General features: G+C 38.0%; 26 protein-coding genes and 1 pseudogene. 23 read left to right on the top strand and 4 right to left on the bottom strand.

Annotated elements, in window-relative coordinates:
* Positions 1 to 12 precede the first annotated feature (12 nt).
* A complete protein-coding gene (locus tag IGJ52_RS09440; protein ID WP_174092335.1) occupies positions 13 to 636 on the top strand; it encodes a DUF47 domain-containing protein in 624 nt (207 codons plus the stop codon).
* 18 nt (positions 637 to 654) lie between these two features.
* Positions 655 to 1,439, top strand: a pseudogene (locus tag IGJ52_RS09435) (ChbG/HpnK family deacetylase).
* Between the two features lie 39 nt (positions 1,440 to 1,478).
* Here the strand turns inward: IGJ52_RS09435 and IGJ52_RS09430 are convergent.
* Positions 1,479 to 2,309: an undecaprenyl-diphosphate phosphatase gene (locus IGJ52_RS09430; RefSeq protein WP_002356708.1), complete on the bottom strand. Its 831-nt coding sequence runs from the start codon at positions 2,307 to 2,309 to the stop codon at positions 1,479 to 1,481.
* 115 nt (positions 2,310 to 2,424) lie between these two features.
* Between IGJ52_RS09430 and IGJ52_RS09425 the strand changes: the two genes are divergently transcribed.
* The 5 genes from IGJ52_RS09425 (at position 2,425) to IGJ52_RS09405 (ending at position 7,668) form a co-directional block, all read left to right on the top strand.
* Positions 2,425 to 2,985 (top strand): PTS sugar transporter subunit IIA, encoded by a 561-nt coding sequence (locus IGJ52_RS09425; RefSeq protein WP_002380597.1) that lies wholly within the window; start codon positions 2,425 to 2,427, stop codon positions 2,983 to 2,985.
* A 296-nt stretch (positions 2,986 to 3,281) separates the two neighbouring features.
* On the top strand, positions 3,282 to 4,391 hold the full coding sequence (locus IGJ52_RS09420) for a DUF871 domain-containing protein (protein ID WP_002382746.1): 1,110 nt from the start codon (positions 3,282 to 3,284) through the stop codon (positions 4,389 to 4,391).
* Entirely contained in the window at positions 4,366 to 5,256 is an 891-nt protein-coding gene (gene murQ / locus IGJ52_RS09415) for an N-acetylmuramic acid 6-phosphate etherase (protein ID WP_002381571.1), read from the top strand. The genes IGJ52_RS09420 and murQ overlap by 26 nt, the downstream gene beginning before the upstream one ends.
* A 22-nt stretch (positions 5,257 to 5,278) precedes the next feature.
* Positions 5,279 to 6,733: a PTS transporter subunit EIIC gene (locus tag IGJ52_RS09410; RefSeq protein ID WP_002382747.1), complete on the top strand. Its 1,455-nt coding sequence runs from the start codon at positions 5,279 to 5,281 to the stop codon at positions 6,731 to 6,733.
* 86 nt (positions 6,734 to 6,819) lie between these two features.
* Positions 6,820 to 7,668, top strand: coding sequence for a MurR/RpiR family transcriptional regulator (locus IGJ52_RS09405; protein WP_033601023.1), 849 nt, complete (start codon positions 6,820 to 6,822; stop codon positions 7,666 to 7,668).
* Between the two features lie 49 nt (positions 7,669 to 7,717).
* Here the strand turns inward: IGJ52_RS09405 and IGJ52_RS09400 are convergent, their stop codons facing one another.
* Entirely contained in the window at positions 7,718 to 8,428 is a 711-nt protein-coding gene (locus IGJ52_RS09400; protein ID WP_002359733.1) for a histidine phosphatase family protein, read from the bottom strand.
* 40 nt (positions 8,429 to 8,468) lie between these two features.
* The gene (locus IGJ52_RS09395) at positions 8,469 to 9,095 is read right to left on the bottom strand and encodes an MBL fold metallo-hydrolase (RefSeq protein ID WP_002356716.1); all 627 of its coding nucleotides are present in this window, start codon (positions 9,093 to 9,095) and stop codon (positions 8,469 to 8,471) included.
* 219 nt (positions 9,096 to 9,314) lie between these two features.
* Between IGJ52_RS09395 and guaD the strand changes: the two genes are divergently transcribed.
* The 12 genes from guaD to thrB all read left to right on the top strand — a co-directional run bounded on the left by guaD (position 9,315) and on the right by thrB (position 22,680).
* On the top strand, positions 9,315 to 10,700 hold the full coding sequence (guaD, locus tag IGJ52_RS09390; protein WP_173975607.1) for a guanine deaminase: 1,386 nt from the start codon (positions 9,315 to 9,317) through the stop codon (positions 10,698 to 10,700).
* A gap of 3 nt (positions 10,701 to 10,703) precedes the next feature.
* Positions 10,704 to 12,035: a nucleobase:cation symporter-2 family protein gene (locus IGJ52_RS09385; protein ID WP_002359736.1), complete on the top strand. Its 1,332-nt coding sequence runs from the start codon at positions 10,704 to 10,706 to the stop codon at positions 12,033 to 12,035.
* Between the two features lie 141 nt (positions 12,036 to 12,176).
* Complete coding sequence (gene guaC, locus IGJ52_RS09380) at positions 12,177 to 13,154, top strand: GMP reductase (protein ID WP_002362677.1); 978 nt, start codon at positions 12,177 to 12,179, stop codon at positions 13,152 to 13,154.
* Positions 13,155 to 13,315: 161 nt separating this feature from the next.
* Complete coding sequence (locus IGJ52_RS09375; RefSeq protein ID WP_002382752.1) at positions 13,316 to 13,648, top strand: PadR family transcriptional regulator; 333 nt, start codon at positions 13,316 to 13,318, stop codon at positions 13,646 to 13,648.
* Positions 13,645 to 14,673, top strand: coding sequence for a permease prefix domain 1-containing protein (locus tag IGJ52_RS09370; protein WP_002415717.1), 1,029 nt, complete (start codon positions 13,645 to 13,647; stop codon positions 14,671 to 14,673). Before IGJ52_RS09375 ends, IGJ52_RS09370 begins: the two co-directional genes overlap by 4 nt.
* A 134-nt stretch (positions 14,674 to 14,807) precedes the next feature.
* Positions 14,808 to 16,259, top strand: a complete 1,452-nt coding sequence (locus IGJ52_RS09365) for a PLP-dependent aminotransferase family protein (RefSeq protein ID WP_438792052.1) — start codon at positions 14,808 to 14,810, stop codon at positions 16,257 to 16,259.
* A 120-nt stretch (positions 16,260 to 16,379) separates the two neighbouring features.
* Positions 16,380 to 18,104, top strand: coding sequence for a phospho-sugar mutase (locus tag IGJ52_RS09360; RefSeq protein WP_438792051.1), 1,725 nt, complete (start codon positions 16,380 to 16,382; stop codon positions 18,102 to 18,104).
* Between the two features lie 106 nt (positions 18,105 to 18,210).
* The gene (gene proC, locus IGJ52_RS09355) at positions 18,211 to 18,993 is read left to right on the top strand and encodes a pyrroline-5-carboxylate reductase (RefSeq protein ID WP_002362189.1); all 783 of its coding nucleotides are present in this window, start codon (positions 18,211 to 18,213) and stop codon (positions 18,991 to 18,993) included.
* A gap of 116 nt (positions 18,994 to 19,109) precedes the next feature.
* Positions 19,110 to 19,418 carry an ArsR/SmtB family transcription factor gene (locus IGJ52_RS09350; protein WP_438792050.1) on the top strand — a complete coding sequence of 103 codons (309 nt, stop codon included), beginning with the start codon at positions 19,110 to 19,112 and terminating at the stop codon, positions 19,416 to 19,418.
* A 51-nt stretch (positions 19,419 to 19,469) separates the two neighbouring features.
* Positions 19,470 to 20,762, top strand: coding sequence for a homoserine dehydrogenase (locus IGJ52_RS09345; protein WP_010715370.1), 1,293 nt, complete (start codon positions 19,470 to 19,472; stop codon positions 20,760 to 20,762).
* A gap of 2 nt (positions 20,763 to 20,764) precedes the next feature.
* Positions 20,765 to 21,820 (top strand): threonine synthase, encoded by a 1,056-nt coding sequence (gene thrC / locus IGJ52_RS09340; RefSeq protein ID WP_002368976.1) that lies wholly within the window; start codon positions 20,765 to 20,767, stop codon positions 21,818 to 21,820.
* Positions 21,817 to 22,680, top strand: a complete 864-nt coding sequence (thrB, locus tag IGJ52_RS09335) for a homoserine kinase (RefSeq protein ID WP_438792049.1) — start codon at positions 21,817 to 21,819, stop codon at positions 22,678 to 22,680. The genes thrC and thrB overlap by 4 nt, the downstream gene beginning before the upstream one ends.
* Before the next feature lie 41 nt (positions 22,681 to 22,721).
* On the opposite strand, the gene IGJ52_RS09330 is transcribed toward thrB, so the two are convergent.
* Entirely contained in the window at positions 22,722 to 23,579 is an 858-nt protein-coding gene (locus IGJ52_RS09330) for a pyruvate, water dikinase regulatory protein (protein WP_002382760.1), read from the bottom strand.
* A gap of 98 nt (positions 23,580 to 23,677) precedes the next feature.
* Between IGJ52_RS09330 and IGJ52_RS09325 the strand changes: the two genes are divergently transcribed.
* The 4 genes from IGJ52_RS09325 to IGJ52_RS09310 all read left to right on the top strand — a co-directional run bounded on the left by IGJ52_RS09325 (position 23,678) and on the right by IGJ52_RS09310 (position 26,092).
* The gene (locus tag IGJ52_RS09325) at positions 23,678 to 24,118 is read left to right on the top strand and encodes a Fur family transcriptional regulator (RefSeq protein WP_002387080.1); all 441 of its coding nucleotides are present in this window, start codon (positions 23,678 to 23,680) and stop codon (positions 24,116 to 24,118) included.
* A 165-nt stretch (positions 24,119 to 24,283) separates the two neighbouring features.
* Positions 24,284 to 24,460: a 30S ribosomal protein S21 gene (gene rpsU, locus IGJ52_RS09320; RefSeq protein WP_002356740.1), complete on the top strand. Its 177-nt coding sequence runs from the start codon at positions 24,284 to 24,286 to the stop codon at positions 24,458 to 24,460.
* A gap of 25 nt (positions 24,461 to 24,485) precedes the next feature.
* On the top strand, positions 24,486 to 24,935 hold the full coding sequence (locus IGJ52_RS09315) for a GatB/YqeY domain-containing protein (protein WP_002356741.1): 450 nt from the start codon (positions 24,486 to 24,488) through the stop codon (positions 24,933 to 24,935).
* Between the two features lie 242 nt (positions 24,936 to 25,177).
* Positions 25,178 to 26,092 (top strand): PhoH family protein, encoded by a 915-nt coding sequence (locus IGJ52_RS09310; protein ID WP_369810298.1) that lies wholly within the window; start codon positions 25,178 to 25,180, stop codon positions 26,090 to 26,092.
* Positions 26,093 to 26,110 lie beyond the last annotated feature (18 nt).

The following is a 26,110-nucleotide window of genomic DNA, read 5'->3' as shown; positions in this document are numbered from 1 at the left end:
GGAGAGAAAAACATGGCACGTAAAAAACAATTTGATTATTTTGGAGAATTAAACCAGTTAGCAACAAATGCTTATGAAGCAGCAAAGGTTTTGCAAGAAATTGTAGACAATTATTCATTAGAAAACTTAGTAAAAAAATCAGAAGTGATTCATCAATTGGAAAAAGAGAATGATGAAATTGTTCGCAAAATTTTAAATGAACTCTATATTTCCTTTATTACGCCAATTGATCGAGAAGATATTGTCGATATTACGGATCACTTAGATAACATTATCGATAGCATTAATAGTTTGTCTTATTTACTTAATCATTTAGTTGTCGAAGAAATGATTACGCCCGCGCTAGAATTAACTGCTTATATTGTTAAAGCGACAGAAGGCGTTAAATCAGCAACGAAGGAATTTGCAAAATTTAAGAATTCTAAAACGTTAGTTTCATTGATTGATGAAGTGAATACGATTGAATCTCAAGGCGATAAATTATACAGTAGCGCCATGAAAGATTTGATGACTAACGAAAAAGATTTATTAAAAGTTATCAAGTGGAAAGATGTTTACGATCAGCTTGAGCGCACGATTAATGATTGTGAATCAGCTGTTAATATTATTGTCGGAATTGTCATCAAAAATACGTAAAGAAAAGAGGGGGAGCTGTTGGTTAAAGTAATTATTGATGCTGATGATTTTGGGATGTCAGAAGCGATTAATCATGGCATTATCAAAAGTTATGTCGATGGTTTAACGACGTCGACACTTTTGATGCCCAATTTACCAACAGCAGAACACGCCGTTGCTTTAGCAAAAAATTATCCAGGCTTATTTGTAGGTCAGCATACGAATTTTTTATTAGGGAAACCTTGTGCGGACCCATGTATGATTCCTTCACTGGTAGATGAACAAGGCAATTTTCATCGCTCTTCTTATTATCGTCAACAAAAGCAAGTAACCTTCGTATATGAAGAAGTACGACTTGAAACGATTGCACAATTGACGCGCTTTAAGGAACTAACTGGACATTATCCTGAACATTTTGATTGCCACTCGATTGGGGATGAAGTGGTTGATCAAGTATTTTTAGAATTAGCAGAAGAGTACGGACTTCATACAACCCTGAAATATAGTGGGGAAAAAGAATATCCACCGCAACAAGGTTATTTCCAGGTGACACATTTGTTAGAGTCTGGCGCGTTATCTTATATTCACGAAGGCGTATCAGTGGAGAATTTTTTAGAAGATGACTTTGGTTTATTACGGATGCCGGAATCGGCAATTGCTGAGATGCATTTTGATGTTGGATATTTGGATCAATTTGTGTTAGACAATTCTTCTTATACCACTTTACGCTGTAAGAATTAGCAACGATTTGTGATCCTCGTGTTCGTCAGTGGTTTGAAGAACAGGAGATTGAGCGAATAACGTTTGGCGATTTAAAAAAATAAAACCGTTGCTTTCACTGTTGAAAGCAACGGTTTTATTTTTTATGAGAATAACCAGTAGCCAATTAAAATCGCACCTAAAATTACACGATACCAACCGAAAACTGTAAAATCGTTTTTCTTCAAGTAATTCAATAAGAATTTAATCGCAATGATGGAAACAACGAAGGCAACAATAGAGCCAGTTAATAAAATAATGATTTCTTCTGATCCAAACGTATTTCCTTTGGCCAAGAATTTAAAGATTTTTAAAAAACTTGCTCCAAACATTACTGGAATTCCTAAGAAAAATGAAAACTCTGTTGCAACAAAACGTGAAGCCCCAATTAAGATTGCCCCTAAAATGGTCGCTCCTGAACGTGAAGTTCCTGGAATTAATGCCAGTACTTGGAAAGCACCAACGATTAAAGCGGCTTTATAAGTGAAGTCTTTTAGATTAGTACACTTCGGTGCAACATTTTTATTTCGTTTTTCAATGATAATAAAAGCAATCCCATAAACAATTAACATAATCGATACTGTTAAAAAGTTATAAAAATGTGCATCTAAATAATCATCAAATTTTAGACCAATAACTGCCGCTGGTAAACAAGCGACTAAGACTTTAGACCAAAGAATCCAAGTATCTTTTTTCTCTTCGCCATTTTTCTTTGGTGAGAAAGGATTCAATTTGTGGAAGTATAAAATAACAACCGCCATAATTGCTCCCAATTGGATAACGACGTTGAACATTTCCATAAAATCTTTACTTAGATCGAGTTTAATAAACTCATCCACTAAAATTAAATGTCCGGTACTACTAATTGGAAGCCACTCGGTAATTCCTTCGATAATACCAAGAATAATTGCTTTCCATAGGTTAGCAAAAAGCATGTCACCATTCCTTTCTGAAATAAATGCAAAATACATCAAGTATAAGTATACCCGCTGACAAAGTAAATGCCAATGCAAATTCTTATTTTAAAATAAATTTTAGAATTATACAAAGGTGCCACTTGTAATTCATGAAACTTTTTTCTATACTAGTGATACTTTAAAAAATGGGGGAAGAGAAATGTTTGGATTTTTGAAGAAAAAGAATGAAGTTGTCGAAAATAATACAATGTATGCCGTTGCCAATGGAACCGTTATCCCAATTAGTGAAGTGAATGATCCTGTTTTTTCACAAAAAATGATGGGAGATGGCTACGCAGTAGTTCCAGAAAATGGTGAAATTTATGCACCTATTGAAGGAGAAGTTTTAAGCGTTTTCCAAACAAAACATGCCATTGGTTTAAAAATGACAAACGGTCTTGAAATTTTATTACACATGGGTATCGATACGGTGGAGTTAAACGGGGCACCGTTCACTATTAAAGTGAAAGAAGGCGACCAAGTGACTGCAGATACGGTGGTCGCAATTGCTGATTTAGAGGCAATTAAAGCAGCTGGTAAAGGAACTGAAATGGTTGTCATCATTACCAACATGGATAAAGTAGCACAATTTTCGTTAGAGAAAACTGGCGTGGTTACAGCTGGTACACCAGTTGGCTCTGCCACAGCCAATTAATGCATTAGACGAGGTCGGGACAGAACCGTTTAGCTCCGAGAAATAAGAAGAAATTTCCGAAAATTGATCTTTGATTTTTGGAGAATTTCGGCTTATTTCCGAAGGAGTTGGTTCTGTTCCCGCCGTTTATCAGTTTTTGAGCGTGGAGCAAAAATCCAAATTGATTTTTGTTCCACGCTCGTTTTTTTTGAACAGAAATAAAATTTTATTTTGGAATTAAAAAATATTTAGAAAAATAGTTGAAATTTTATTTCAAACAAGTTATAATGAAAGCGTATTAGAGAGGAGCTAAAAAGATGTATGGTATTTCAGTTTTTCTTGGTGAAGAGATTACAAACGATACAATTATTTATATCAAAAAGATGAAAGCGCTTGGATTTGATGGTATTTTCACTTCTTTACACATTCCAGAAGATGATACTTCCCTTTACCGCCAACGCTTGACTGATTTAGGGGCAATTGCTAAGGCAGAAAAAATGAAAATTATGGTAGATATTTCAGGTGAAGCGTTAAAAAGAGCGGGTTTTTCTTTCGATGAATTAGAGCCTTTAATTGAGTTGGGCGTAACTGGCCTCCGGATGGACTATGGCATTACGATAGAACAAATGGCTCATGCTTCACATAAGATTGATATAGGATTGAATGCTAGTACCATTACACTGGAAGAAGTGGCTGAGTTAAAGGCTCACCAAGCGGACTTTTCTCGCTTAGAAGCTTGGCATAATTATTATCCAAGACCTGAAACAGGCATTGGAACAACATTTTTTAATGAAAAGAACCGCTGGCTTAAAGAATTAGGCTTACAAGTTTTTACTTTTGTGCCAGGAGATGGGCAAACAAGAGGCCCAATTTTTGCTGGTTTACCAACATTAGAAAAACATCGTGGGCAAAATCCTTTCGCCGCTGCCGTTGGTTTGATGGCTGATCCTTATGTCGATGCTGTTTATATTGGTGATCCCAAAATTAGTGAGCGAACCATGGCTCAATTTGGTTATTATCACCAAACCAATCAATTTCTGTTAGAAGTAGCACCTAGCAAGAGCCGCTATTTGAAGCGAATACTTGGGACTCATACCAATCGTTTAGATGCTGCAAGAGATGTTTTGCGAAGTGAATTATCAAGAACGAGTGAAATGTTCAGAAAAGATGAAATTGCAACGATTGAGTCAGAGCAGACTGAAGCCCGTCCAGTGGGAACCGTAACGATTGATAATGAAAAATATGGTCGCTATATGGGAGAAATTCAAGTCACACTGGTGGACTTGCCGAAAGATGAAAAAGTCAATACGATTACACAAATTATTGAAAAAGATCAAACGATATTGCCGTTAATCAAGGCAGGCAATCAATTTACGCTAGTCACGGAAGGAACGATAGAGAATGAATTTAGAAAACTTAACAACTGAACGTAGAAATGAAAATACAATGGGCTTAGATGAGATGAGTGTCAAAGAAGCTTTACAAAAAATGAATCAAGAAGACCAAAAAGTTGCAATTGCAGTGGGTCAAGAATTAGCAGCCATTGAACCAGTGGTAGAAGCCATCATCAAAAGCTTCAATCAAGGCGGCCGCTTGATCTACATGGGCGCTGGTACGAGTGGTCGGTTAGGTGTCTTAGATGCAGCCGAATGCGTACCAACTTTTGGCGTCGAGCCAGAGATGGTTCAAGGCCTCATCGCTGGTGGTCAAAAAGCAATGACTGTCGCAGTAGAGGGTGCCGAAGATTCAAAAGAACTAGGTCGTCAAGATTTAGTTGATCTAAAATTATCAGCAAATGACATTGTTGTTGGGATTGCAGCCAGTGGTCGGACGCCTTACGTAATTGGCGGTTTAGAATATGCTACAACGGTGGGAGCAGCTACCGCAACTGTGGCATGTAATAAAAATGCCGAAATTAGTAAATATGCGCAAATGCCGATTGAAGTAGATGCAGGACCTGAATTTTTAACAGGTTCGACTCGCTTGAAATCTGGGACAGCTCAAAAATTAATTTTAAATATGTTATCAACTATTTCCATGATTGGTATTGGGAAAGTCTACAATAACTTAATGGTTGATGTAAAACCAACCAATGAAAAATTAGTGGAGCGTTCCAAACGGATTATTATGGAAGCAACGGGTTGTAGTTATGAAGTTGCCGAACTAAAATTTGTAGAAGCAGAAGAAAATGTGAAGTTAGCAATTGTAATGATTTTAACTGATAGTACTAAAGAAGAAGCAACACAAAAATTAATTGACGGGAATCAATTTATCAAGAATACATTAAATTAAGGAATTAGGAGGGTGTTTTAACATGGCAGAAGAAAGAATTAAACGCATTGCTGATGGGATTTATAAAGAAGTTGGTGGTCAAGAAAACGTGGACAAAGTCATTCATTGTATGACTCGTGTTCGTATGGATATCCGCGATTATGACAAAGTGGATATTGAAGGATTGAAAAAAATTGATGGCGTTATGGGCGTCGTAGAAGACGATACGTTGCAAGTAGTTGTTGGTCCAGGGACTGTTAACAAGGTTGCACAAGAAATGGTAGATCAAGCAGGTGTCAAATTGGGAGAACCATTTAATCATGGCACCGCAACTGATGATTCAGCAGGCAAATCTGGAAAAGATTTAGTAGAAGAAAAAGCCGCTCAAATGAAAGCACAACAAAAAGCGAAACAAAATAACACTTCACCATTTAAAAAAGTGTTAAAAGCCATTTCTAGTATCTTTGTTCCGATGATTCCTGCCTTTGTTGGGGCTGGTATTATTGGCGGGATTGCAGCTGTTATGTCTAACTTAGTTGTTGCTGGTGATATTTCAGCTTCATGGCAACAATATATTGATGTCTTAAATATCATTAAAAATGGGATTTTTGCTTATTTAGCTCTTTACACTGGGATTAACAGTGCCAGCGTTTTTGGTGCAACGCCAGCGTTGGGTGGTGTTATTGGGGCAGTCACAATGTTGACAGGAATGAATCCAGATGCACCAATCAGTAATATTTTCACTGGGGGAACATTATCTGCAGGTCAAGGCGGAATTATCGGTGTTATTTTTGCCGTATGGTTATTATCATTGTTAGAAAAACAATTGCATAAAATTGTCCCAGAATCAATTGATATTATCGTAACGCCAACCATTTCACTTTTAGTGATTGGCTTAGCAACTATTTTCTTAATCATGCCTGTAGCCGGAGCTATTTCTAATGGCTTAGTTGGTATTATCAATGTTGTCTTAGAAAAAGGTGGCATGGTTGCTGGCTTTACTCTTGGTTTAACCTTCTTGCCAATGGTAATGTTTGGTTTACATCAAATTTTGACGCCAATCCACATTGAAATGATTAATCAAACAGGGATGACTTTGTTATTACCAATCTTGGCCATGGCTGGTGCGGGACAAGTCGGTGCAGCTTTAGCATTATGGATTCGTTGTAAATCAGATAAAAAATTAGTTGAAATGATTAAAGGTGCCTTGCCAGTTGGGATTTTAGGTATTGGTGAACCATTAATCTACGGAGTTACTTTACCATTAGGACGTCCATTCATTACTGCTTGTATCGGCGGTGGTATTGGTGGTGCGGTGATTGGGGCCTTCGGTAATGTTGGTGCGATTGCTATTGGACCAAGTGGGGTGGCTTTAATTCCATTAATTGCCAACAACCAATGGCTTGCTTACGTATTAGGTTTATTGGCTGCTTACGCAGGTGGTTTTGTAGCAACGTTATTCTTTGGGATTCCTAAAGATATGCAAACAACTAAATAATAAATAGAAAAAGGAGAACTTGGCTTCTCCCTTTTTCTTTGTTAAAATTTAATTGCGTAGGAAATGGTGTATCAGGAGGGGTGTTTATGCAACAAAATATTGTCTTATCTATCCAAGATCGTCTACAACAATTACCAAAATCAGAACGAAAAATCGCAGAATATATTTTAAAAAATACAGAAACAGTTATTTCAATGAATGCGCAAGAGCTAGCGAAACAAGCAGGATCAAGTCCAGCGGCAATTATTCGCTTTTGTCATTCTATGGATGTGAATGGCTTCACAGAATTGAAACTTTTATTATCTGCAAATCTTGGCCAAATGAAGCAGCAAATGTACACTGAAGTTACTAAAGGGGAATCAACAGCTGATATTAAACAAAAGTTACAAGCGCGCTTTGTTCATGTGGTTGAGCGAAGCGGTCAGACATTAGAGGATGTCGCAGTGAATGAAGCCGTTGATTTGTTGGAAGAAACAGAAGTAATTTTTGTCTATGGGTTGGGTGCCTCTTCGTTGGTTGCTCAAGATATTTATCAAAAATTTACGCGATTAGGCCGAACGGTATTTACAACATTGGACCATCATTTATTTGCTTCTATGTTAGGCTCAACAGAAAAGCCTAGTGTTTTTATTGTTATTTCTAATTCTGGAACGAATAAAGAAGCAAGTACTTTAGCTGATTTAGCGAAGCAGCAAGGGATTCCTATTATTAGTATCACACAAGATGAAAAATCAGTGATTGGTGAAAAAAGTGATATCGTCCTCCAAACCTCTAGTGGGGAAGACGTGCCATTGAGAAGTGCGGCTACTGTTTCCTTGGTGGCACAATTGTATGTAGTCGATGTTTTATTTTTTGCTTATGCAGCAAAAAACTATAAGGAAACCTTAGAAAAAATTCAAATCTCAAGAAAAAATGTAGAACGTTTAAAAGAATAAACAAAAAGAGAAGGTTATCTGTCATTTTGACAGATAACCTTCTCTTTTTTTACAATAAACGGCGCTTTTCAGCGATCTTTTTTCCCTTTTCAATATAAGAAATATCATTAATTCCTTGAATGGTAAATGTTCCTTTTTCGTAAGTTAAGGTCGTCACGCTACCATTCTCCAGTGCCATCTGCATAGGCAAACTTGCATCAATTAAGGAAAGTAAAAAGGAAATTGTTAGTCCATGGGAAACCACCATGACTTTGCCGCCACCATTTTTTTCTCGATGATGAGCGATATCTTCGAAACCAGACCAAACACGATCACGGATAACTTCATAAGGCTCCGCCCAGTCAGCCGTATCGGCTTCAATAATAGCATTTGCTAACTCGCGATAGGTAATCTTCGTGGTCATCATGTCTTCATAACTTTTAAAAGCTAAAATGCGTGGCACCACACCCCAAAGTTCACCATCATAGCCGCCATCTAAAGAACCAAAACACCACTCACGAATCCGTTTATCGGTTAGGTAAGGAATCTTTTGGTGGTTTTGATGTTCTTGTAAAATAATCTGAGCGGTTTGCATGGCACGACCACTATCACTACTATAGGCTTCCTTAAAGTCTATGTCTCTAAGACCTAAGCCTAAATGATAAATGCCTTCTTCTCCTTGTTTGGTTAAGGGGGTATCTGACCAGCCTTGGGTACGGCCAATCGTATTAAACATCGTTTTTCCGTGACGAATAATATAAAGTGTCGTTGCTTCAGTCATTGCTACTCCTCCTAAGTTTCTTTAAATAGTGAATAAATCTCTAATTAAAAAATGGGTTTGTGGCTTTTTCATGTTGAATGGTTGTGGCATCACCGTGACCTGGATAAACAGGAAATTCTTCCGGTAAAGTGAATAGATAGGTCGTAATGCTGTGTAATAATTGTTGCATGTCACCAGTGTGTAAATCGGTACGACCAATACTACCTTTAAACAATGCATCCCCAACAACAACAAAATCATCAAAGACAAAGCTGACGCTACCAATTGAATGACCAGGTGTTGGGACTACGGAAAATTTCATGCCACCAATTTCATAATCGGTTAGTTTAAATTCATGTTCGGCGGGTTGAACAATAATATTTGCTATATCATCATGTCTGCCTAATCCTGAAAGATTCAAAATAGGATTGGAAAGCCACGCTTGTTCTAATGGACTAACATAAACAGGGATTTGATAATGATGGCGCAATTCTTCTACCGCACCAATATGATCATAGTGAGTATGTGTTAATAAAATAGCGGCTGGTTTCTTCCCTAAACGGGTAATTTCTTGAATTAGTTTTGCTCCTTCTGCACCTGGATCAATAATTAATAATGCTTCTTCATTATAAACAAGATAACAGTTCTCTTGAATAACACCTGTTCTAATTTGTTCGATCTGTATCATCTCAGGACCTCCTAAAGTTCTAACGATTCTCTTCAAGTATACCGAAGAATCTTAAGAATAGAAAGTTTTCTTGTTTATCCAAAGAAAAAATAAATCATTCTTAGAATGTTCGGTTTTTGCTTGTTTGAACATGGATTTTTTTTAAAAAAATCACATTTTTATAGTTATTAAGCGAAAGTTTATGTATAATCTTCATGTGATAGTAAGGAGGAGTATTAAATGTTTCATTTTGTAATAAAAGGAACAGGTTTTTCTAGTAAAAATTTGCAAGAGATTAAAGTCTATGAAGAGACACTTTTTTGTATAGATGAGGCCGGAGTAATTCAGGAAATAATTGAACCAGATGCTGAAGCGTATGAAACTGTGCTAGCAGAACAAAAAGAAGCACAACGTTTTCAAGAATTGCCCCAAGATTCTTATCTTTTACCCGGCTTTGTTGATTTACATGTCCATGCACCTCAGTGGGCACAATCAGGGACCGCTTTGGATATTCCATTGTATGAATGGCTGAATACGTACACGTTTCCTTTGGAGTCCAAGTTTGCAGATTTAGCATTTGCCCAACAAGTCTATGATGAATTGGTAACCCAATTGTTAGCTAATGGGACAACAACAGCCCTTTATTTTGCAACCATTCATTATGAAGCTAGCCGTTGTTTGGCAGAGATTTGTGCGGAAAAAGGGCAGCGTGGCTTAATTGGTAAAGTTGTAATGGATGATCTTAATGAGAATCCAGAGTACTATCGTGATCAAACAACGGAACAAGCATTAGAAGAAACGGAACGGTTTATTCAAGAAATTCAAACATTAGCGCAGCAAACAAAACAAGGCGTATATCCCGTTGTAACTCCGCGTTTCATTCCTAGTTGTACAGAAGAAGCACTTAAAGGATTAGGAGAATTAGCAGCGAAATATCAAGTCCATGTTCAAAGTCATTGTAGTGAGAGTGATTGGGAACATCAATTTGTTCAAGAACGTTTTGGAAAAAATGATGCTCAAGCATTGAATGATTTTGGTTTATTGACAGAAAAAGCAGTGATGGCACATGCAGGCTTTTTAGAAGAAGCAGATATGAATTTATTCCATGAAACAGGGACGGCTGTGGCGCACTGCCCAATCTCTAATGCTTATTTTGGTAATGCAGTAACACCGATTGCAAAATTAGTACATCAACATCAAGTAGAAGTTGGTTTAGGCAGTGATCTTTCAGGTGGTTTTTCACCAAGTCTTTTTGACAATTTAAAGCAAGCGGTTATTTCTTCTAGAATGTTAGAAGATGGCGTCGATGCTACAAAAAAACCAGAAGTACGAGGTGTTAAAACAGCACGGATTACAGTAAATGAAGCGTTTTATTTAGCTACTGCTGGTGGTGGTCAAGCACTAAGTTTGCCAATTGGAAAATTAGAAAAAGGGTATGCTTGGGATGTTCAAATTATTAATACAAGCTTGTCACAAGCACGAATCCCTAAAAATCCAGGGGAATCATTGCTTGATATTTTCCAAAAAATCTTATATTTAGCACGACCAGAGAATATTCGAGAAGTCTGGGTACAAGGTGAAAAAGTACATGATAAAAATTTAATGTCAGCAACTAAAGGAGTATAAAAAATGAGTGAAAAGAAACAAAATAATCTTCATTTAACAGTGGGGCCAGAAGATTCAGTATCTTTTGGGCAGGCCACTATGTTAGGGATTCAGCATGTCTTAGCAATGGACGTGTACGTCGTACCTGTGATCATTGCTTCAATTATTGGGATTAGCACAGCACAAACGTCTTCTTTAATCCAAGCGACATTCATAGCAGCAGGACTTGCCACGATTATTCAATCTCATTTTTGTATGAGATTACCAGTTGCGCAAGGCCCTTCATTTATTCCAATCGGGGCAATTGCAGGAATTTATTTTGCCAATAACCAACAAGGAAATGGCTGGGGCGCAGTTTTAGGTGCTAGTTTAGTGGGAGCAATTGTTGTTATTATATTAGGATTTACTGGTATCTTTAATCGTTTAATCACTAAATTTGTTCCACCAATTGTGGGAGGAACAATTATTTTTGTGGTGGGGCTTTCGTTAATGCCAGTCGCTTTATCGGATAATATTTACCATGCAAAAGGGGAATTAGGACAAAATATTTTATTAGCATTTATAGCAGCGGGGACGTTGATTTTCTTTGCACTCTTAGGTTCTGCTTTGAAAAAAGGGCGGATTTTCCGCGTTTCTTCTGTTATTTTGGCATTATTATTTGGGAGCATCGCGGCACAATTATTAGGGGTACTTGATTTATCAGCCGTTAGTGAAGCGGCTTGGTTTAGTTTGCCTCAGTTACCATTAGTTAACTTTTCTTTCCAATTTGATTGGTCAGCTATTGCCACGATGTTAGTTATTTATCTGGTTTTAATGGCGGAAACAACAGGCACTTGGTTTGCTGTGAGTCATGTTGTCGCTGAACCTTTGACCGAAGAAAAAATTAATCGCGGCGTAATTGGTGAAGGCTTAGGTTGCTTAGTTTCTTCATTCATTGGCGGCACGCCAGTAACTAGTTACTCTACAAATGCTGGGATTATTTCAATCACTGGAGTTGCTAGTCGCAAGGTTTTTGTGGCTGCAGGGGCGTGGTTTGTCTTATTTGGCTTATCTGGAAAACTTTCCACCTTGATTTCGGCCATTCCGGCACCAGTTATCGGCGGCGTTTTTGTGGTTGTTTGTGGCATCATTTCTGTAAGTGGAATGAAAGTCATGAGTGATGTAACAATTCATGAAAAAGAGATGTATGTAATTGCCGTTCCGATTATTATGACATTAGCGTTGACATTGTTACCAAAAGAGTTTTTGGAAACTCTACCACAATTTTTACAATATTTATTTAGTTCACCCGTGGCAACTGCCTCAATTGTTGCTATTTTATTGCAGGCCATTTTACCAAACGTTCAAGAAGGGTAAAAAGATTAATTTTCGTTAAAACGCCTTTGACAAGTGGCGGTAAATAGTGTAAATTAACAATGGTGTTTGTAAACACGAACGTTAAACGACCGAATGTTCGGTTTTTACGTTATTCTTGTAAATAACTAGGAGGCAGTAAGTATGAAAGTTTTTGATTATGAAGATGTCCAATTAATTCCCAATAAATGTATCGTGAATAGTCGTTCTGAATGTGATACTACAGTAACTTTAGGAAAACATTCGTTTAAAATGCCTGTCGTTCCAGCGAACATGCAAACAATTATTGATGAAACGATTGCGGAAACCCTTGCTGAAAATGGTTATTTTTATATCATGCATCGGTTTGATGAAGAGGCGCGAGTGCCATTTATTAAAAAAATGCAACAAAAGGGCTTGATCACGTCAATTAGTGTGGGCGTGAAAGAAGGGGAATACGCTTTTGTTGAAACGTTAGCCCGAGAAGGTTTAGTTCCTGACTACGTGACAATTGATATCGCCCATGGTCATTCAAATGCGGTGATTAATATGATTCAACACTTAAAAAAATTTTTACCAGAAACGTTCGTTATTGCGGGCAATGTTGGAACACCAGAAGCCGTTCGCGAATTAGAAAACGCTGGAGCCGATGCCACCAAAGTGGGGATTGGACCAGGAAAAGTTTGTATTACTAAAATTAAGACTGGCTTTGGGACAGGTGGCTGGCAGTTAGCGGCTTTACGTTGGTGTGCCAAAGCTGCTCGGAAACCAATTATTGCAGATGGTGGGATTCGGACCCATGGAGACATTGCAAAATCTGTGCGTTTTGGGGCAACTATGGTCATGATTGGTTCACTATTTGCTGGACATGAAGAATCACCAGGTGAAACAAAAGTGGAAGATGGCGTTGTTTACAAAGAATACTTTGGTAGCGCCTCTGAATTCCAAAAAGGCGAAAAGAAAAACGTTGAAGGGAAAAAAATCTGGTTACGCCATAAAGGGAAGTTGGCAGATACTTTAGTCGAAATGCAACAAGATTTACAATCTTCCATTTCATACGCGGGAGGTCGCGATTTAGAAGCGATTCGTAAAGTTGATTATGTGATTGTAAAAAATTCTATTTTTAATGGTGATACCATTTAAGATTCAACTATAGACTGAAAAGAAGACAGCACGTAGTGCAGAAATTAAAATGATTTCTGCATTACGTGCTTTTTTTACTTTACCTATCGTAGTAATCGTGTTAAGATAATTACAACGACAGACGTAGTACGATAGTTGAAGTACTTGAGGGAGGAATTTATGTGATTGGTAGTGATGCAATTCGAGGATACAACGATACCTTTATTCTCTCAATCTTACAATCCGGCGCTTCATATGGTTATGCGATTTCTAAACGCATTCGTGAAATTTCTAAAGAACAATATTCGATTAAAGAAACGACACTTTATTCTGCTTTTACACGTTTAGAGAAAAATGGCTACATTGAATCATTTCCAGGAGAAGTAACGCATGGCAAAAAGCGGACCTATTATCAAATAACCCGTGCAGGAGAGCGTTATTTAGAGGAAAAGTTACTAGAATGGGAAGTAACAAAAGACGTCGTCGAAGCATTTGTAAAGGAGATGGGAAAATGAAAATTATAGAAGAATTTATTGATAGCTTATTTTCAGGCGTTGTTGAAACATCTGAAACAAAACAATTAAAGGCGGACTTATTAGCAAATGCTGAGGATCGTTATGAAGATTTGCTCAGCCAAGGAAAATCGGAAAATGAAGCAATTGGTACAATTATTTCTGAATTTGGTACTATTGATGAATTAATGGAAGAATTGAATTTAGAAAATAAACAAGTGGATGAAACAAACGATTCAATGAACGGTTTGCCAGAAATTTCAGTGGAGGAAGGACTTGACTATTTAGCTGTCCAACGTAAAGGTGCTATTCAAATTGGTCTTGGTGTTGTTGCAATCATGGTGGGTGTTGGCTTGCTGGTTGGTATGCGTGGTGTTCTTTCTAACGGTCTCGGTTTAGTTTGTCTTTTCATAGGTGTGGCAATTGGCGTTCCATTATTTATTGTTGCTGGTAATCGGTTTGTTGCAATGGATAAACAACTGGGGCAACGATTGATTCCGACTAAGTTAAAAAAAGAAGTTGCACAAAGAGAACAAAGTTTTCAACGATCATTTATTTTTTGTATGGCAGCGGGCGTCGTTTTTTGTATTTTGGGTTTAATCCCAGTTGTTGTCTTTAGTAGTGGCCTTCATCTGATGATGCGCCGTTCCATGCATCAAATGATGGGCGGACAGTATTATAATGGAACGATGGGGATTAGTTGGCTCTTCTTTTTAGTATCGGTTGGCGTCTTCTTGTTTATATTTGGTGGAGTAATTAAAGGAAGTTTTAATAAATTGTTGAATGAAACTTATTTTTATTCAGAACATGTTGGTCATCCTGATTTTGCCCCTCAGCAAACAAAAACAGAGGAAGGACCTGTGGGAAATCCTGTCGGTGCAATTATTGCATCCGTTTATTGGCCCTTAGTTGTTGCACTCTATTTATTTATTAGTTTTGTTTTAGGGGATTGGCGGTTTAGTTGGTTAATCTTTATGTTCGCAGGAATCTTTTATAACACCATCCAAGCATTTTTACACAAACATTGAGACAAACCTGTTAATAGTAAAACAGAAAAGTGGGACATTCGTCAAAACGGCTGTTCCACTTTTCTTGTATTTTCGATTGACAAAAGCATTAAACTGGATTACTTTTAACTCATCCAATTGTTGAGGTGATGGCTATGTGGCAACTTAAAAAAGAACAAAGTGTTCCCATTTATCGCAGTATTATGGAAATGATTGTTCAAAAGATTCAAACAGGCGAATTATTACCAGGTGAAAAAATCCCTTCGGAACGTAAACTGGCAGAATACTTGTCTGTCAATCGTTCAACCGTTGTTCATGCATTAGATGAACTGGTGGACTTAGGCTGGATTGTGCGAAAAAGAGGGAGTGGAACGATCGTCAACGAAGGAAAATGGGGGGTAATGATGACGCCACGAACGGATTGGCATCGTTATTTAGAACAAAATGTGTTCAAACAAGCTCATCCCTTGGTGGCAGAGATTGAGTTACGTGCTAAACAAAATTTGCCGACTGACTTAGATATGTATACAGGTGAGTTACCGTTAGACTTAATTCCCAGTTTCGATTTTCCAGCATTAAATTGGAAACAATTTTTAAAAGAGGAAGCACAAGATGAATTAGGTTATTTGCCGTTAAGAAAAGAAATCCAAGCCATTACAGCAACGGAATATCAGCTTCATTTACCAAGTGAAAGTTTATTGCTTACTTCAGGTGCGCAACAAGCACTTTTTTTAGTTTTACAAGTTTTATTGAGACAAGGAGATAGTGTTGCCGTAGAAGATCCATCTTTCTTCTATGCCTTACCAATTTTCCAAGCTGCTGGTGTGCGCTTATTTGGTGTGCCCATGACAGAGGAAGGGATTGATCTTGAAGCGCTAGAACAAACAATCCGACAACATCGCATCAAAATGGTTATGGTTAATCCTTCCTTTCAAAATCCGACTGGGACAGTGATGCCTTTAAGAAAAAGAGAACAGCTCGTGAAAGTCTGTCAAACGTATCAAGTTCCTATTTTAGAAGATGATGTTTTTGGGCAGCTAAGTTTTATCCCGAAAACAGAAATTCCTCCTTTAAAAAAATTAGATCCAGACAATGTCTTGTATATCGGTTCGTTGTCAAAAATTTTAGGTTCGACCACGAAAATTGGTTGGTTAAGTGCGCCCGCCTCCGTGACGAAACAAATTGCAGAAGCCAGAAAAATGATGGATGTTTCGTTGAGTATTTTTCCGCAGATGCTCGCTAAAATGGCGATTGAAGATCCTTCTTTTTCTGAAAAAATTACGTTATTAAATAAACAAGTGGAACAACGAGCAACAGCTGTATATCAAGTATTTAAATCGTTGCCAGAATGGGAAGTTTCGCCAGTAAAAGGCGGCTTTTATTTATGGGCACATTGGCGTCAAGGGGCACTTAAGCTAGAAGAGTGGCAAGTGTTTTTACGAGAAGGTGTTTTGGTAGCACCAAGTGTCGCTTTTAGTGAAAAACGTGGAAGTATTCGCTTGAACTGTTCCCGAATTTCACCAGAAGAAATGCCTCTTTTTTGTGAGCGAATGGTACGGATTACACGACAGCTTTCTGAAAATAGACAAACAAAAATAGAACACTAAGTAAGATTTTTCTTATAAAAATCATTTGCTGAGAGAAAACGCTACAACTTCCCTTTTCTAAACGAATATCCAATGCTATACTTAAAAAGTAAAAACAAAAAAACAAATGAGGTGTTTTCCATGTCTTGGGAACAAGTTTACCAACAATGGTTAAATGAAGAAAATATTCCAGAAAATTTAAAAAATGAATTAAAGGACTTAAATACAGACCCTGAAAAATGTGAAGATGCATTTTACGCACCATTAGAATTTGGGACTGCCGGGATGCGCGGGATTTTAGGCGCCGGTATTAATCGGATGAATATCTTTACGGTTCGTCAAGCAACAGAAGGACTTGCACGTTTTATGGATACGCAAGATCCTGAAACAAAACGTCGCGGTGTAGCCATTGCCTATGATTCACGTCATATGTCTCCAGAATTTGCAATGGAAGCAGCTAAAACATTAGCTAAACATGATATTCCTTCTTTTGTGTTTGAAAGCTTACGACCAACACCAGAATTATCTTTTGCGGTCCGCTACTTTAAAGCTTTTGCGGGAATCATGATTACGGCTTCTCACAATCCAGCTGCCTATAATGGCTACAAAGTCTATGGTGAAGACGGTGGTCAAATGCCGCCAGCTGATGCAGATGCATTAACTAAATATGTTCGTAGTATCGAAAATCCTTTGAAAATTGATGTCTTATCAGATGAAGAAGTTGCCCACAGCGGTTTAATTAACATTATTGGTGAAGAAGTCGATAATGCGTATTTGAAAGAAATTAAAACAGTTACGATTAATCAAGAATTAATTAACGAAATGGGTAAAGAATTAAAATTAGTTTACACTCCCTTACATGGAACTGGGAAAATGTTAGGAGAAAAGGCATTAAAACAAGCCGGTTTTGAAAAATTTGTTTTAGTACCTGAGCAAGCCGTTGCTGATCCTGACTTTACTACAGTTAAGTCACCAAACCCTGAAGAACATTCGGCATTCGAATATGCGATTCGTTTAGGGGAAAAAGAAGGCGCTGATTTATTGATTGCAACAGATCCAGATGCTGATCGTTTAGGTGCTGCTGTGCGGATGCCAAACGGAGACTACCAAGTATTAACAGGAAATCAATTAGGTTCAATTATGATTCATTATATTTTAGAAGCCCATCAACAAGCAGGCACGTTGCCTCAAAATGCTGCGGTTCTAAAATCAATCGTTTCTAGTGAACTTGCTACAGCGATTGCTGAGAAATATAATACGAAGATGTTTAATGTTTTAACAGGTTTCAAATTTATTGCTGAAAAAATTCAACAATACGAAGAAGACCACAGTCAAACGTTTATGTTTGGTTTTGAAGAAAGTTATGGTTACTTAGTGAAACCTTTTGTTCGTGATAAAGATGCAATTCAAGCGTTAGTTTTATTAGCAGAAGTAGCGGCTTTCTATAAAAAACAAGGAAAAACATTATACGATGGCTTACAAGATATCTTTGAAGAATTTGGTTACTTTGAAGAAAAAACTATTTCCGTAACAATGAGCGGAATTGAAGGAAGCGGTAAAATCAAAGCTTTAATGGCAAAATGTCGTGAACAAGCGCCAACTGAGTTTGCCGGGATTCAAGTTACTCAAACGGAAGATTTTAAAGAATTAACACGCATTTTTGCAGATGGTCAAACAGAACAATTACAAACGCCTCCTTCTGATGTGCTGAAATATCATTTAGAAGATGGCAGTTGGATTGCTATCCGACCATCAGGAACAGAACCAAAAATTAAATTCTATCTAGCGACAAAAGCAACAAGTAGTTCAGAAGCTTCTGAAAAAATTGCTGCGTTTGAAGCAGTCGTTAATGAATTAACAAAATAAAATAAACGAAACAGGCTGTACGGAAAAAAGTACGAATGTTAGTGTTTGTGTCAAAAGCTAATTGACTTTTGACACAAACACTTTATTTAACTAAGGAGGGAATGCTATGAAAATTGGCTTTATCGGTGCTGGCAGTATGGGCGGTGCCATGATTAAAGGGTTACTAAAAGCTGAGGCAGTCAAGAAGGAACATTTATATGTGAAAGGCGGCTCAAGTGGAACAGCAGAAGCACTTCAAAAAGAGTGGGGCTTTCAACTTGTCACAGATTATGCACTTTTCCAAGAATGTAAGGTTATTTTTATTGCGACAGGAGCAAAGGTCGTGTTACCTGTCCTTCAGGAATTAGCCCCTCATTTTTCCAACGAAAGTCTATTGATTTCTGTTGCAACAGGTCATACCATACAAGAAGCACAAATGGCCCTTGGCAATAAAGAAGCTAAAGTTGTTCATGCCATTCCTAATACACCAGTTAGCGTGAATCAAGGCGTGATTGGCGTAGCCTTGGCACCAACAATTGAAGGCCAAACGAAGGACCTGGTAATGGAACTTCTTGCTACTTTAGGGTTAGTCAAAGAAATTCGTGAAGCACAACTGGAAACTTTTGGCACTGTGGCTGGTTGCAGTCCAGCTTTTGTTGATATCTTTATGGAAGCATTGGGAGATGCAGCAGTCTTAGAAGGGTTACCAAGGGACTTATCTTATGAAATTGTCGCTCAAATGATAAAAGGAACGGCGACCTTAGCCTTAGACACGAAAAAACACCCAGGAGCATTGAAAGATGAAGTGACTTCTCCAGGAGGAAGTACGATTCGCGGTGTCGTAGCTCTAGAAAAAAATGGCTTCCGTTATGCCGTGATGGATGCAGTTCAGCAAGCCAACCACGAATAGATGAAGAAAGTTGGAAAATCGACAAGTTTGTCATTTTTCCGACTTTCTTTGTGCCATATTTTTCGTAGGAAAGAACAATCGCAGTTCTTATTTTAAAAAACTCTGTGTTATAATGAGTGGAAAGTGAGGCGACTATAATGAAACAAATGGAAGAAATCAAACAAGTAAGTCAATTATATAAAGTATTAAGTGATCCAACACGTTTAAGAATTTTGCTACTTTTAAAAGAAGGCGAGCATAACGTAACGGCGATTAGTGAACAATTGGAAATGGAACAGTCCGCCGTTTCTCATCAACTAAAATTATTAAGAGATAGCCGGGTTGTCAAGGCACGTCGCGAAGGAAAAACGATTTTTTATACATTAGATGATCATCATGTAATAGATATTTTAAATCAGACCTTTGAGCATATTGAACATCGATAAAAAGTAGGAAAAAATAGCGTAACTAGAATAGCGCTGTTGATGGAGGTAAAAATGAAGGATACCTTAAAGATCGGGTTACTAGGATTAGGGACTGTAGGCACTGGCGTTTTAACTCTCTTGAAAGAACATCAAGAGAAAATTTCACAAGTGACAGGAATGAATGTAGTCATTGAAAAAGCATTTGTCCGAAATCTTGAAACGAAACAAGCGCAAGCGGAAGAATACGGTCTGTCTTTAACAACTTCAATTGATGATATTTTAGAAGATAAAGAGATTCAAATCGTTGTGGAATTAATGGGAACCATTGAACCAGCCAAAACGTATATCATGAAAGCTTTAGAAAAGGGCAAACATATTGTGACTGCCAATAAAGATTTACTGGCGCAACATGGGAGTGAATTAGTAGCGTTAGCCCAAAAACATCATTGTGATTTATATTACGAAGCAAGTGTTGCTGGCGGGATTCCTATTTTAAGAACAATTGCTAATAGCTTAGCGGCAGACAATATTCAACAAGTTTTAGGAATTGTGAACGGTACGACGAATTATATGCTTACGCAAATGGTTTCTGCTGATAAAAGTTATGAAGAAGCTTTAGCAGAAGCGCAAGCGTTGGGATTTGCTGAAGCGGATCCGACAAATGATGTCGATGGAATCGATGCAGCCTATAAAATGGTTATTTTAAGTCAATTTGCTTTTGGGATGAATGTTTCATTACCACAAGTTGATATTCGTGGAATTCGCGGATTGTCTTTAGATGATGTCGCTATGGCTAAACAACTGGGGTATGAAATCAAATTGATTGGCTCTGCTGAACAAAATGAGAATAGTATCTCGGTGGAAGTAGCGCCTATGCTAGTCAATCAAAAGCATCCTATTGCATCTGTTCGTAATGAGTACAATGCAGTATTTATAAAAAGTGCAGGCGTGGGCGAATCAATGTATTACGGTCCAGGAGCTGGCGCTAAACCGACAGCAACCAGTGTTGTCAGTGATTTAATTACGATTGCTAAAAACATTCGCTTGACAACGACTGGCCATATGTTCAATTCGTATCAACATAAAACCCAATTGACGCGTTCCGAAAATGTATTTGGGCAGTACTATTTTTCGTTAGATGTTCCAGATACACCAGGACAATTTTTGCAGTTGACACAATTAATGACTAAAGCAGAAGTCAGCTTTGATCAATTAGTTCAACAGAGATCAGATGGACAGCGAGCAAGAATTGTTGCCATTACACACCAGATATCAAAAGCACAAATGCAACAAGTTGTGACAGCTATTCAAAATACGGAAGCCTTTCAGTTATTGAATGTAATGAAGGTTATAGGAGATGAGTAAACATGTATGAAGGTTTGTTAAAACAGTATCAAGCGTATTTGCCCGTAACAGAAAAAACACCAATGATTTCTTTAGCCGAAGGAAATACGCCACTGATTCCTTTACCTAATTTATCCAAAGAATTAGGTATTCAATTATATGGAAAATACGAAGGCTTAAATCCCACTGGCTCATTCAAAGATCGCGGGATGGTGATGGCTGTAGCAAAAGCGGTAGAAGAAGGTGCCAAAGCGATTGTTTGTGCTTCTACAGGAAATACTAGTGCCGCCGCTGCTGCGTATGCCACAAGAGCAGGCATTAAAGCGTATGTAGTGATTCCAGAAGGAAAAATCGCACTGGGAAAATTGGCGCAAGCTATTATGTATGGGGCGGACATTATTTCGATTCCAGGTAACTTTGATGAAGCATTAAAAGCGGTGCGAGAGATTGCGAAAACTGAGGCAGTTGCGCTAGTTAATTCAGTGAATCCTTATCGCTTAGAAGGGCAAAAGACAGCAGCTTTTGAAGTTTGTGAACAATTAGGTCAAGCGCCCGATGTCTTAGCGATTCCAGTTGGAAATGCCGGCAATATTTCCGCTTACTGGAAAGGCTTTAAAGAATGGCATGAAAAACAAGGAACAACTTTACCAAGAATGCATGGTTTTGAAGCAGAAGGTGCCGCAGCAATCGTGAAAGGACAAGTGATTGAGCAACCTGAAACCGTGGCGACAGCGATCCGGATTGGAAATCCTGCTAGTTGGCAATTAGCAGAACAGGCACGCGATGAATCGGGTGGTTTCATTGATGCCGTGACAGATCAAGAAATTTTAACGGCTTACCGAAAAATTGCTGCTCAAGATGGGGTTTTCATTGAACCTGGTTCGGCTGCCTCATTAGCTGGAGTTATTCAACATGTTAAAAGCGGTAAAATCAAAGCAGGTGAAACCGTCGTGGCAGTCTTTACTGGTAACGGACTGAAAGATCCTGATACAGCAATGGAGACAGAAGTAACTATTTCAAAAATGAGTGACGTGGAAGAAATGCGTCTGCACTTACGAAAAGGAGTCGCAACACTATGAAAATAAGAGTACCTGCCACTAGTGCCAACTTAGGACCTGGCTTTGATTCATGTGGCATTGCATTATCCGCTTATTTAACAATCAACGTTTTAGGTGAAAGTGAATTTTGGGAAATTCAACATACTTTGGGAGAAGAGATTCCTACTAATGAAGAGAATTTATTAATTCAAACGGCATTGAAAATTGCACCAGAATTAACACCAAAAGTTATTCGGATGGTTTCTGACATTCCCCTTGCAAGAGGACTAGGCAGTAGCTCAAGTGTGATTGTAGCAGGAATTGAATTAGCTAACCGACTAGCACATTTAAATTTGTCCCCTAAAGAAAAGGTCCGTTTGGCCACAGAGATGGAAGGACATCCGGATAATGTGGCCCCAGCTATTTTAGGAGATTTCGTGGTGGCTAGCCATGTAGAAAACCAAGTCTACCATGTCAAACATCACTTTCCAATGTGTGATGTCATTGCATTTATTCCAGAGGAACCATTATTTACCGAAAAAAGTCGTGCTGTTTTGCCCGAAAAATTGGCTTATAAAGAAGCAGTCGCGGCCAGCTCAATTGCCAATGTAATGATTGCCGCAATTTTAAACGGGGATTTACCTTTAGCAGGCAAAATGATGGAACAAGATAAATGGCATGAAACGTATCGTCGTTCATTGGTTCCTCACTTAAAAGAAATTCGTCGTTTAACTCAGCAAAAAGGTGCTTATGGCTCTTTCTTAAGCGGTGCTGGTCCTACTGTTCTAATCTTATCGCCAGAAGAACGAACCAACGAAATTGTTCAAAGCTTGGAGAAATTATCTACCAAATCGAGCATCCAAATTTTCAATATTGATCAAGAAGGCGTTCAAGTCTTTTAAAAAAACGAGAAAAAATCACTAGTGATTTTTTCTCGTTTTTTTTAATCCTCGGAGGTTTCCGTGGAATAATAACTATGATCTTCTAAGTTCAAAGCATTAAGAATCATTGAGGCAGTTTCTTCAATTGAAAGAGAAGCGACATCAATAACGATACAACCTAATTTTTGATAAAGATCATTAGCAAAAGCCAGTTCTCGCCGAATTTTTTCAATATCTGAATAAGAAGTATTTTCAGGCAATCCATATGCGCGCATTCGTTCTTTACGAATCCCGTTTAAAACATTGGGATCGTTGGTTAAGCCAACAATTTTTTTAGGGTCCATTTCGAATAATTGTTTCGGTAAATGTGCTTCAGGAATTAGTGGCAAATTAGCAACTTTTAAGTTCTTGTTGGCTAAAAAGAGACTTAGCGGTGTTTTAGAAGTTCGGGAAACACCAAGAAGTAACACATCCGCTTCTAAAAAGCCTCGTGGGTCCTTGCCATCGTCATATTTGACAGCAAATTCCATTGCTTCAATTCGTTTAAAATAATTTTCATTCAGATGATGTAAGGCACCTGGTTCCCGCATAGGTGCGACACCTGTTAATCGTTCGATTTCCGCAACAGGTGGTGTCAAAATGTCAAAATGGAACAATTGATGCTCATTGAAAAATTGATTAGCAATCGCCACGAGATGATCATTAATGATAGTATGCAGTACCATGGCCTCTGCTTTTTTGGCATCTTCTAACGCTTGCACCAGTTTATCTTCGTCTTTAACGAATGTTCGTCTAATCAAAGTAAAATCAACAGTGGGGTACTGGGCCATTGAAGCAGCCGCCAATTTTGAAGCGGTCTCGCCAGCAGAATCTGAGATGACAAAAATCGTCACACATTTTTTTTCTTCAGAAATAGTCATAGAGGGTAAGTCCTTTCTTGCATTTTTAATAATTTTATTATACCATAAGTCCAGAATCTATTTCGTAATGATTCTGATTTAGGTTGGTGAGGGAGGAAATGGCGATGGCACCAGTAAAAACCAATATTGAACAAGCCTTAGAAACCATGAAAGCCAGTGGATTAAAATATACTAAAAAACGAGAATTACTGATGAGCTATTTGATTAAGCGAAATCGGTATGTTTCTGCACGTGAAGTGTATGAATTTATGAATGAAACCTTTAAAGGAGTCAGTTATGATACGGTTTATCGTAACTTGCATGACTTTGAGCGCTTAGAATTGCTAGAAAAAACAGAATTAAATGGCGAGCAAAAGTTTCGCTTCCGTTGTTGCCAAGAGGTGGAACATCATCATCACTTTATTTGTACGGTTTGTGGCAAAACGGAAGAAATTCACATGTGTCCGATGAATTTTTTTGAAGAACAGTTAAAAGGTTGTTCAATTGAAGGACATCGCTTTGAAATACTTGGTCGTTGTGCCGATTGTTGCGAAAAATAGCGAATAAGACGAAAAATCAAACAAAAATTTCGTATTTTATCAGTAGAGTGGTTGACGGTTATTTATGCTTTAGCTATAATATAACAAGGACAGTATTTTAATTTGTGGGTTTTTCCCACAAATAAGAAAAACGGTTACTTTTTAAGCTCGGAGGGAGGGAATAACATGTCAAAAACAGTCGTTCGTAAAAACGAATCTCTTGATGATGCTCTTCGTCGCTTCAAACGTTCCGTTTCAAAAGCGGGTACTTTACAAGAATCACGTAAACGTGAATTCTACGAAAAACCAAGTGTAAAGCGTAAGAAAAAATCTGAAGCAGCTAGAAAACGTAAAAAATTCTAGTTTTGAATGAATTGGAGTTGGTGGTATGTCATTGCTAACCACATTGAATGACGACATTAAAACAGCGATGAAAGCTAAAGACAAAGAAACTTTAGCCGTACTTCGTATGTTAAAGACTGCCATTCAAAATGATCAGATTAAAGCGGGCCGTGAATTGAACGGAGAAGAAGAACTCACTGTATTGTCTCGTGAGATGAAACAGAGAAAAGATTCTTTATCAGAGTTTGAAAAGGCGGGACGCGACGATCTTGTTGAAAAAGTAAAAGTTGAAATAGCAATTGTTGAAAAATATATGCCTCAACAACTAACAGAGGAAGAAATTCGTCAACTAGTTCAAGAGGTAATGACGCAAACTGGCGCCACTTCACCAAAAGATTTTGGTAAAGTGATGGGCGCTATGATGCCGAAAGTCAAAGGCAAAGCCGATGGCAACCAAGTTAACGCAATTGTGAAAGAATTATTACAAGAAAACTAAGAGCGTTATCGAAACTAGGACAGGATACTGTCCTAGTTTTTTTATGTAAAGAGAAAACCGGTAGCTTTTTACGGTTTTCTCTTTTTTGACTTTCAAAGTCAAATCAGGTACGACTTCTTTTTAAACAGATAAGAATGTGGTATCATTGTAAAGGACTATATAATAAAGGAGATGGACGTTTTTTGACAGATAATCAGTCAAAATCTTTGGAATTAATACTTACTGATTCTGATGATGCACACATGCTTTTAGGAACACATGATAAACATATCAAATTTTTAGAAGAGAATACCCACGTAACGATTAATAGTCGTGGCGAAGTTATTCAGTTAATTGGCGAATCATCAGAGGTAGAGTTAGTCGCTTCCGTGTTAAGAGCGCTGCAAACATTAATTCAACGAGGCATCAAAGTGCATACGCCAGATGTCGTTTCTGCTTTAAAAATGGCCAAAGCTGGAAATTTAGAGGCGTTTATTGCCATGTATGAAGAAGAAATTATGAAGGACCATCATGGTCGGGCCATCCGAATTAAGAATGTTGGTCAAAAAAAATATATCGATGCAGTTAAAACTCATGACGTCATTTTCGGGGTGGGGCCTGCGGGGACAGGAAAAACCTTTTTAGCCGTGGTGATGGCGGTAGCAGCTTTGAAAAAAGGCGAAGTACAAAAAATTATTTTAACTCGTCCAGCGGTGGAAGCTGGCGAAAGCTTGGGCTTTTTACCAGGTGACTTAAAAGAAAAAGTCGATCCTTATTTACGTCCAGTTTACGATGCCTTATATCAAATTTTTGGTATGGATCATACAAATCGCTTAATGGAACGCGGCGTTATTGAAATTGCCCCGCTTGCTTATATGCGTGGTCGTACATTGGATGATGCTTTTGTCATTCTAGATGAAGCACAAAATACCACGGTTGCCCAAATGAAAATGTTTTTAACTCGTTTAGGGTTTAGTTCAAAAATGATTGTTAATGGAGATACTAGTCAAATTGACTTGCCACGTGGTGTAACAAGTGGTTTAGTTAACGCCGAGCGTACGTTAAAAGACATTGAAAAAATTGCCTTTGTAAATTTTGAAGCCAGTGACGTTGTGCGTCATCCGGTTGTAGCACAAATTATTCAAGCCTATGAAAAAGAACAACAAAAGCATTCCTAAGCAGTTAGGGAAGGAGTG

It is taken from the genome of Enterococcus sp. DIV1758 (genome assembly GCF_051711985.1).
GTDB lineage: Bacteria > Bacillota > Bacilli > Lactobacillales > Enterococcaceae > Enterococcus > Enterococcus faecalis.
The sequence above is the reverse complement of the archived record's forward strand: the minus strand, read 5'-3'. Positions and strand labels throughout refer to the sequence as shown.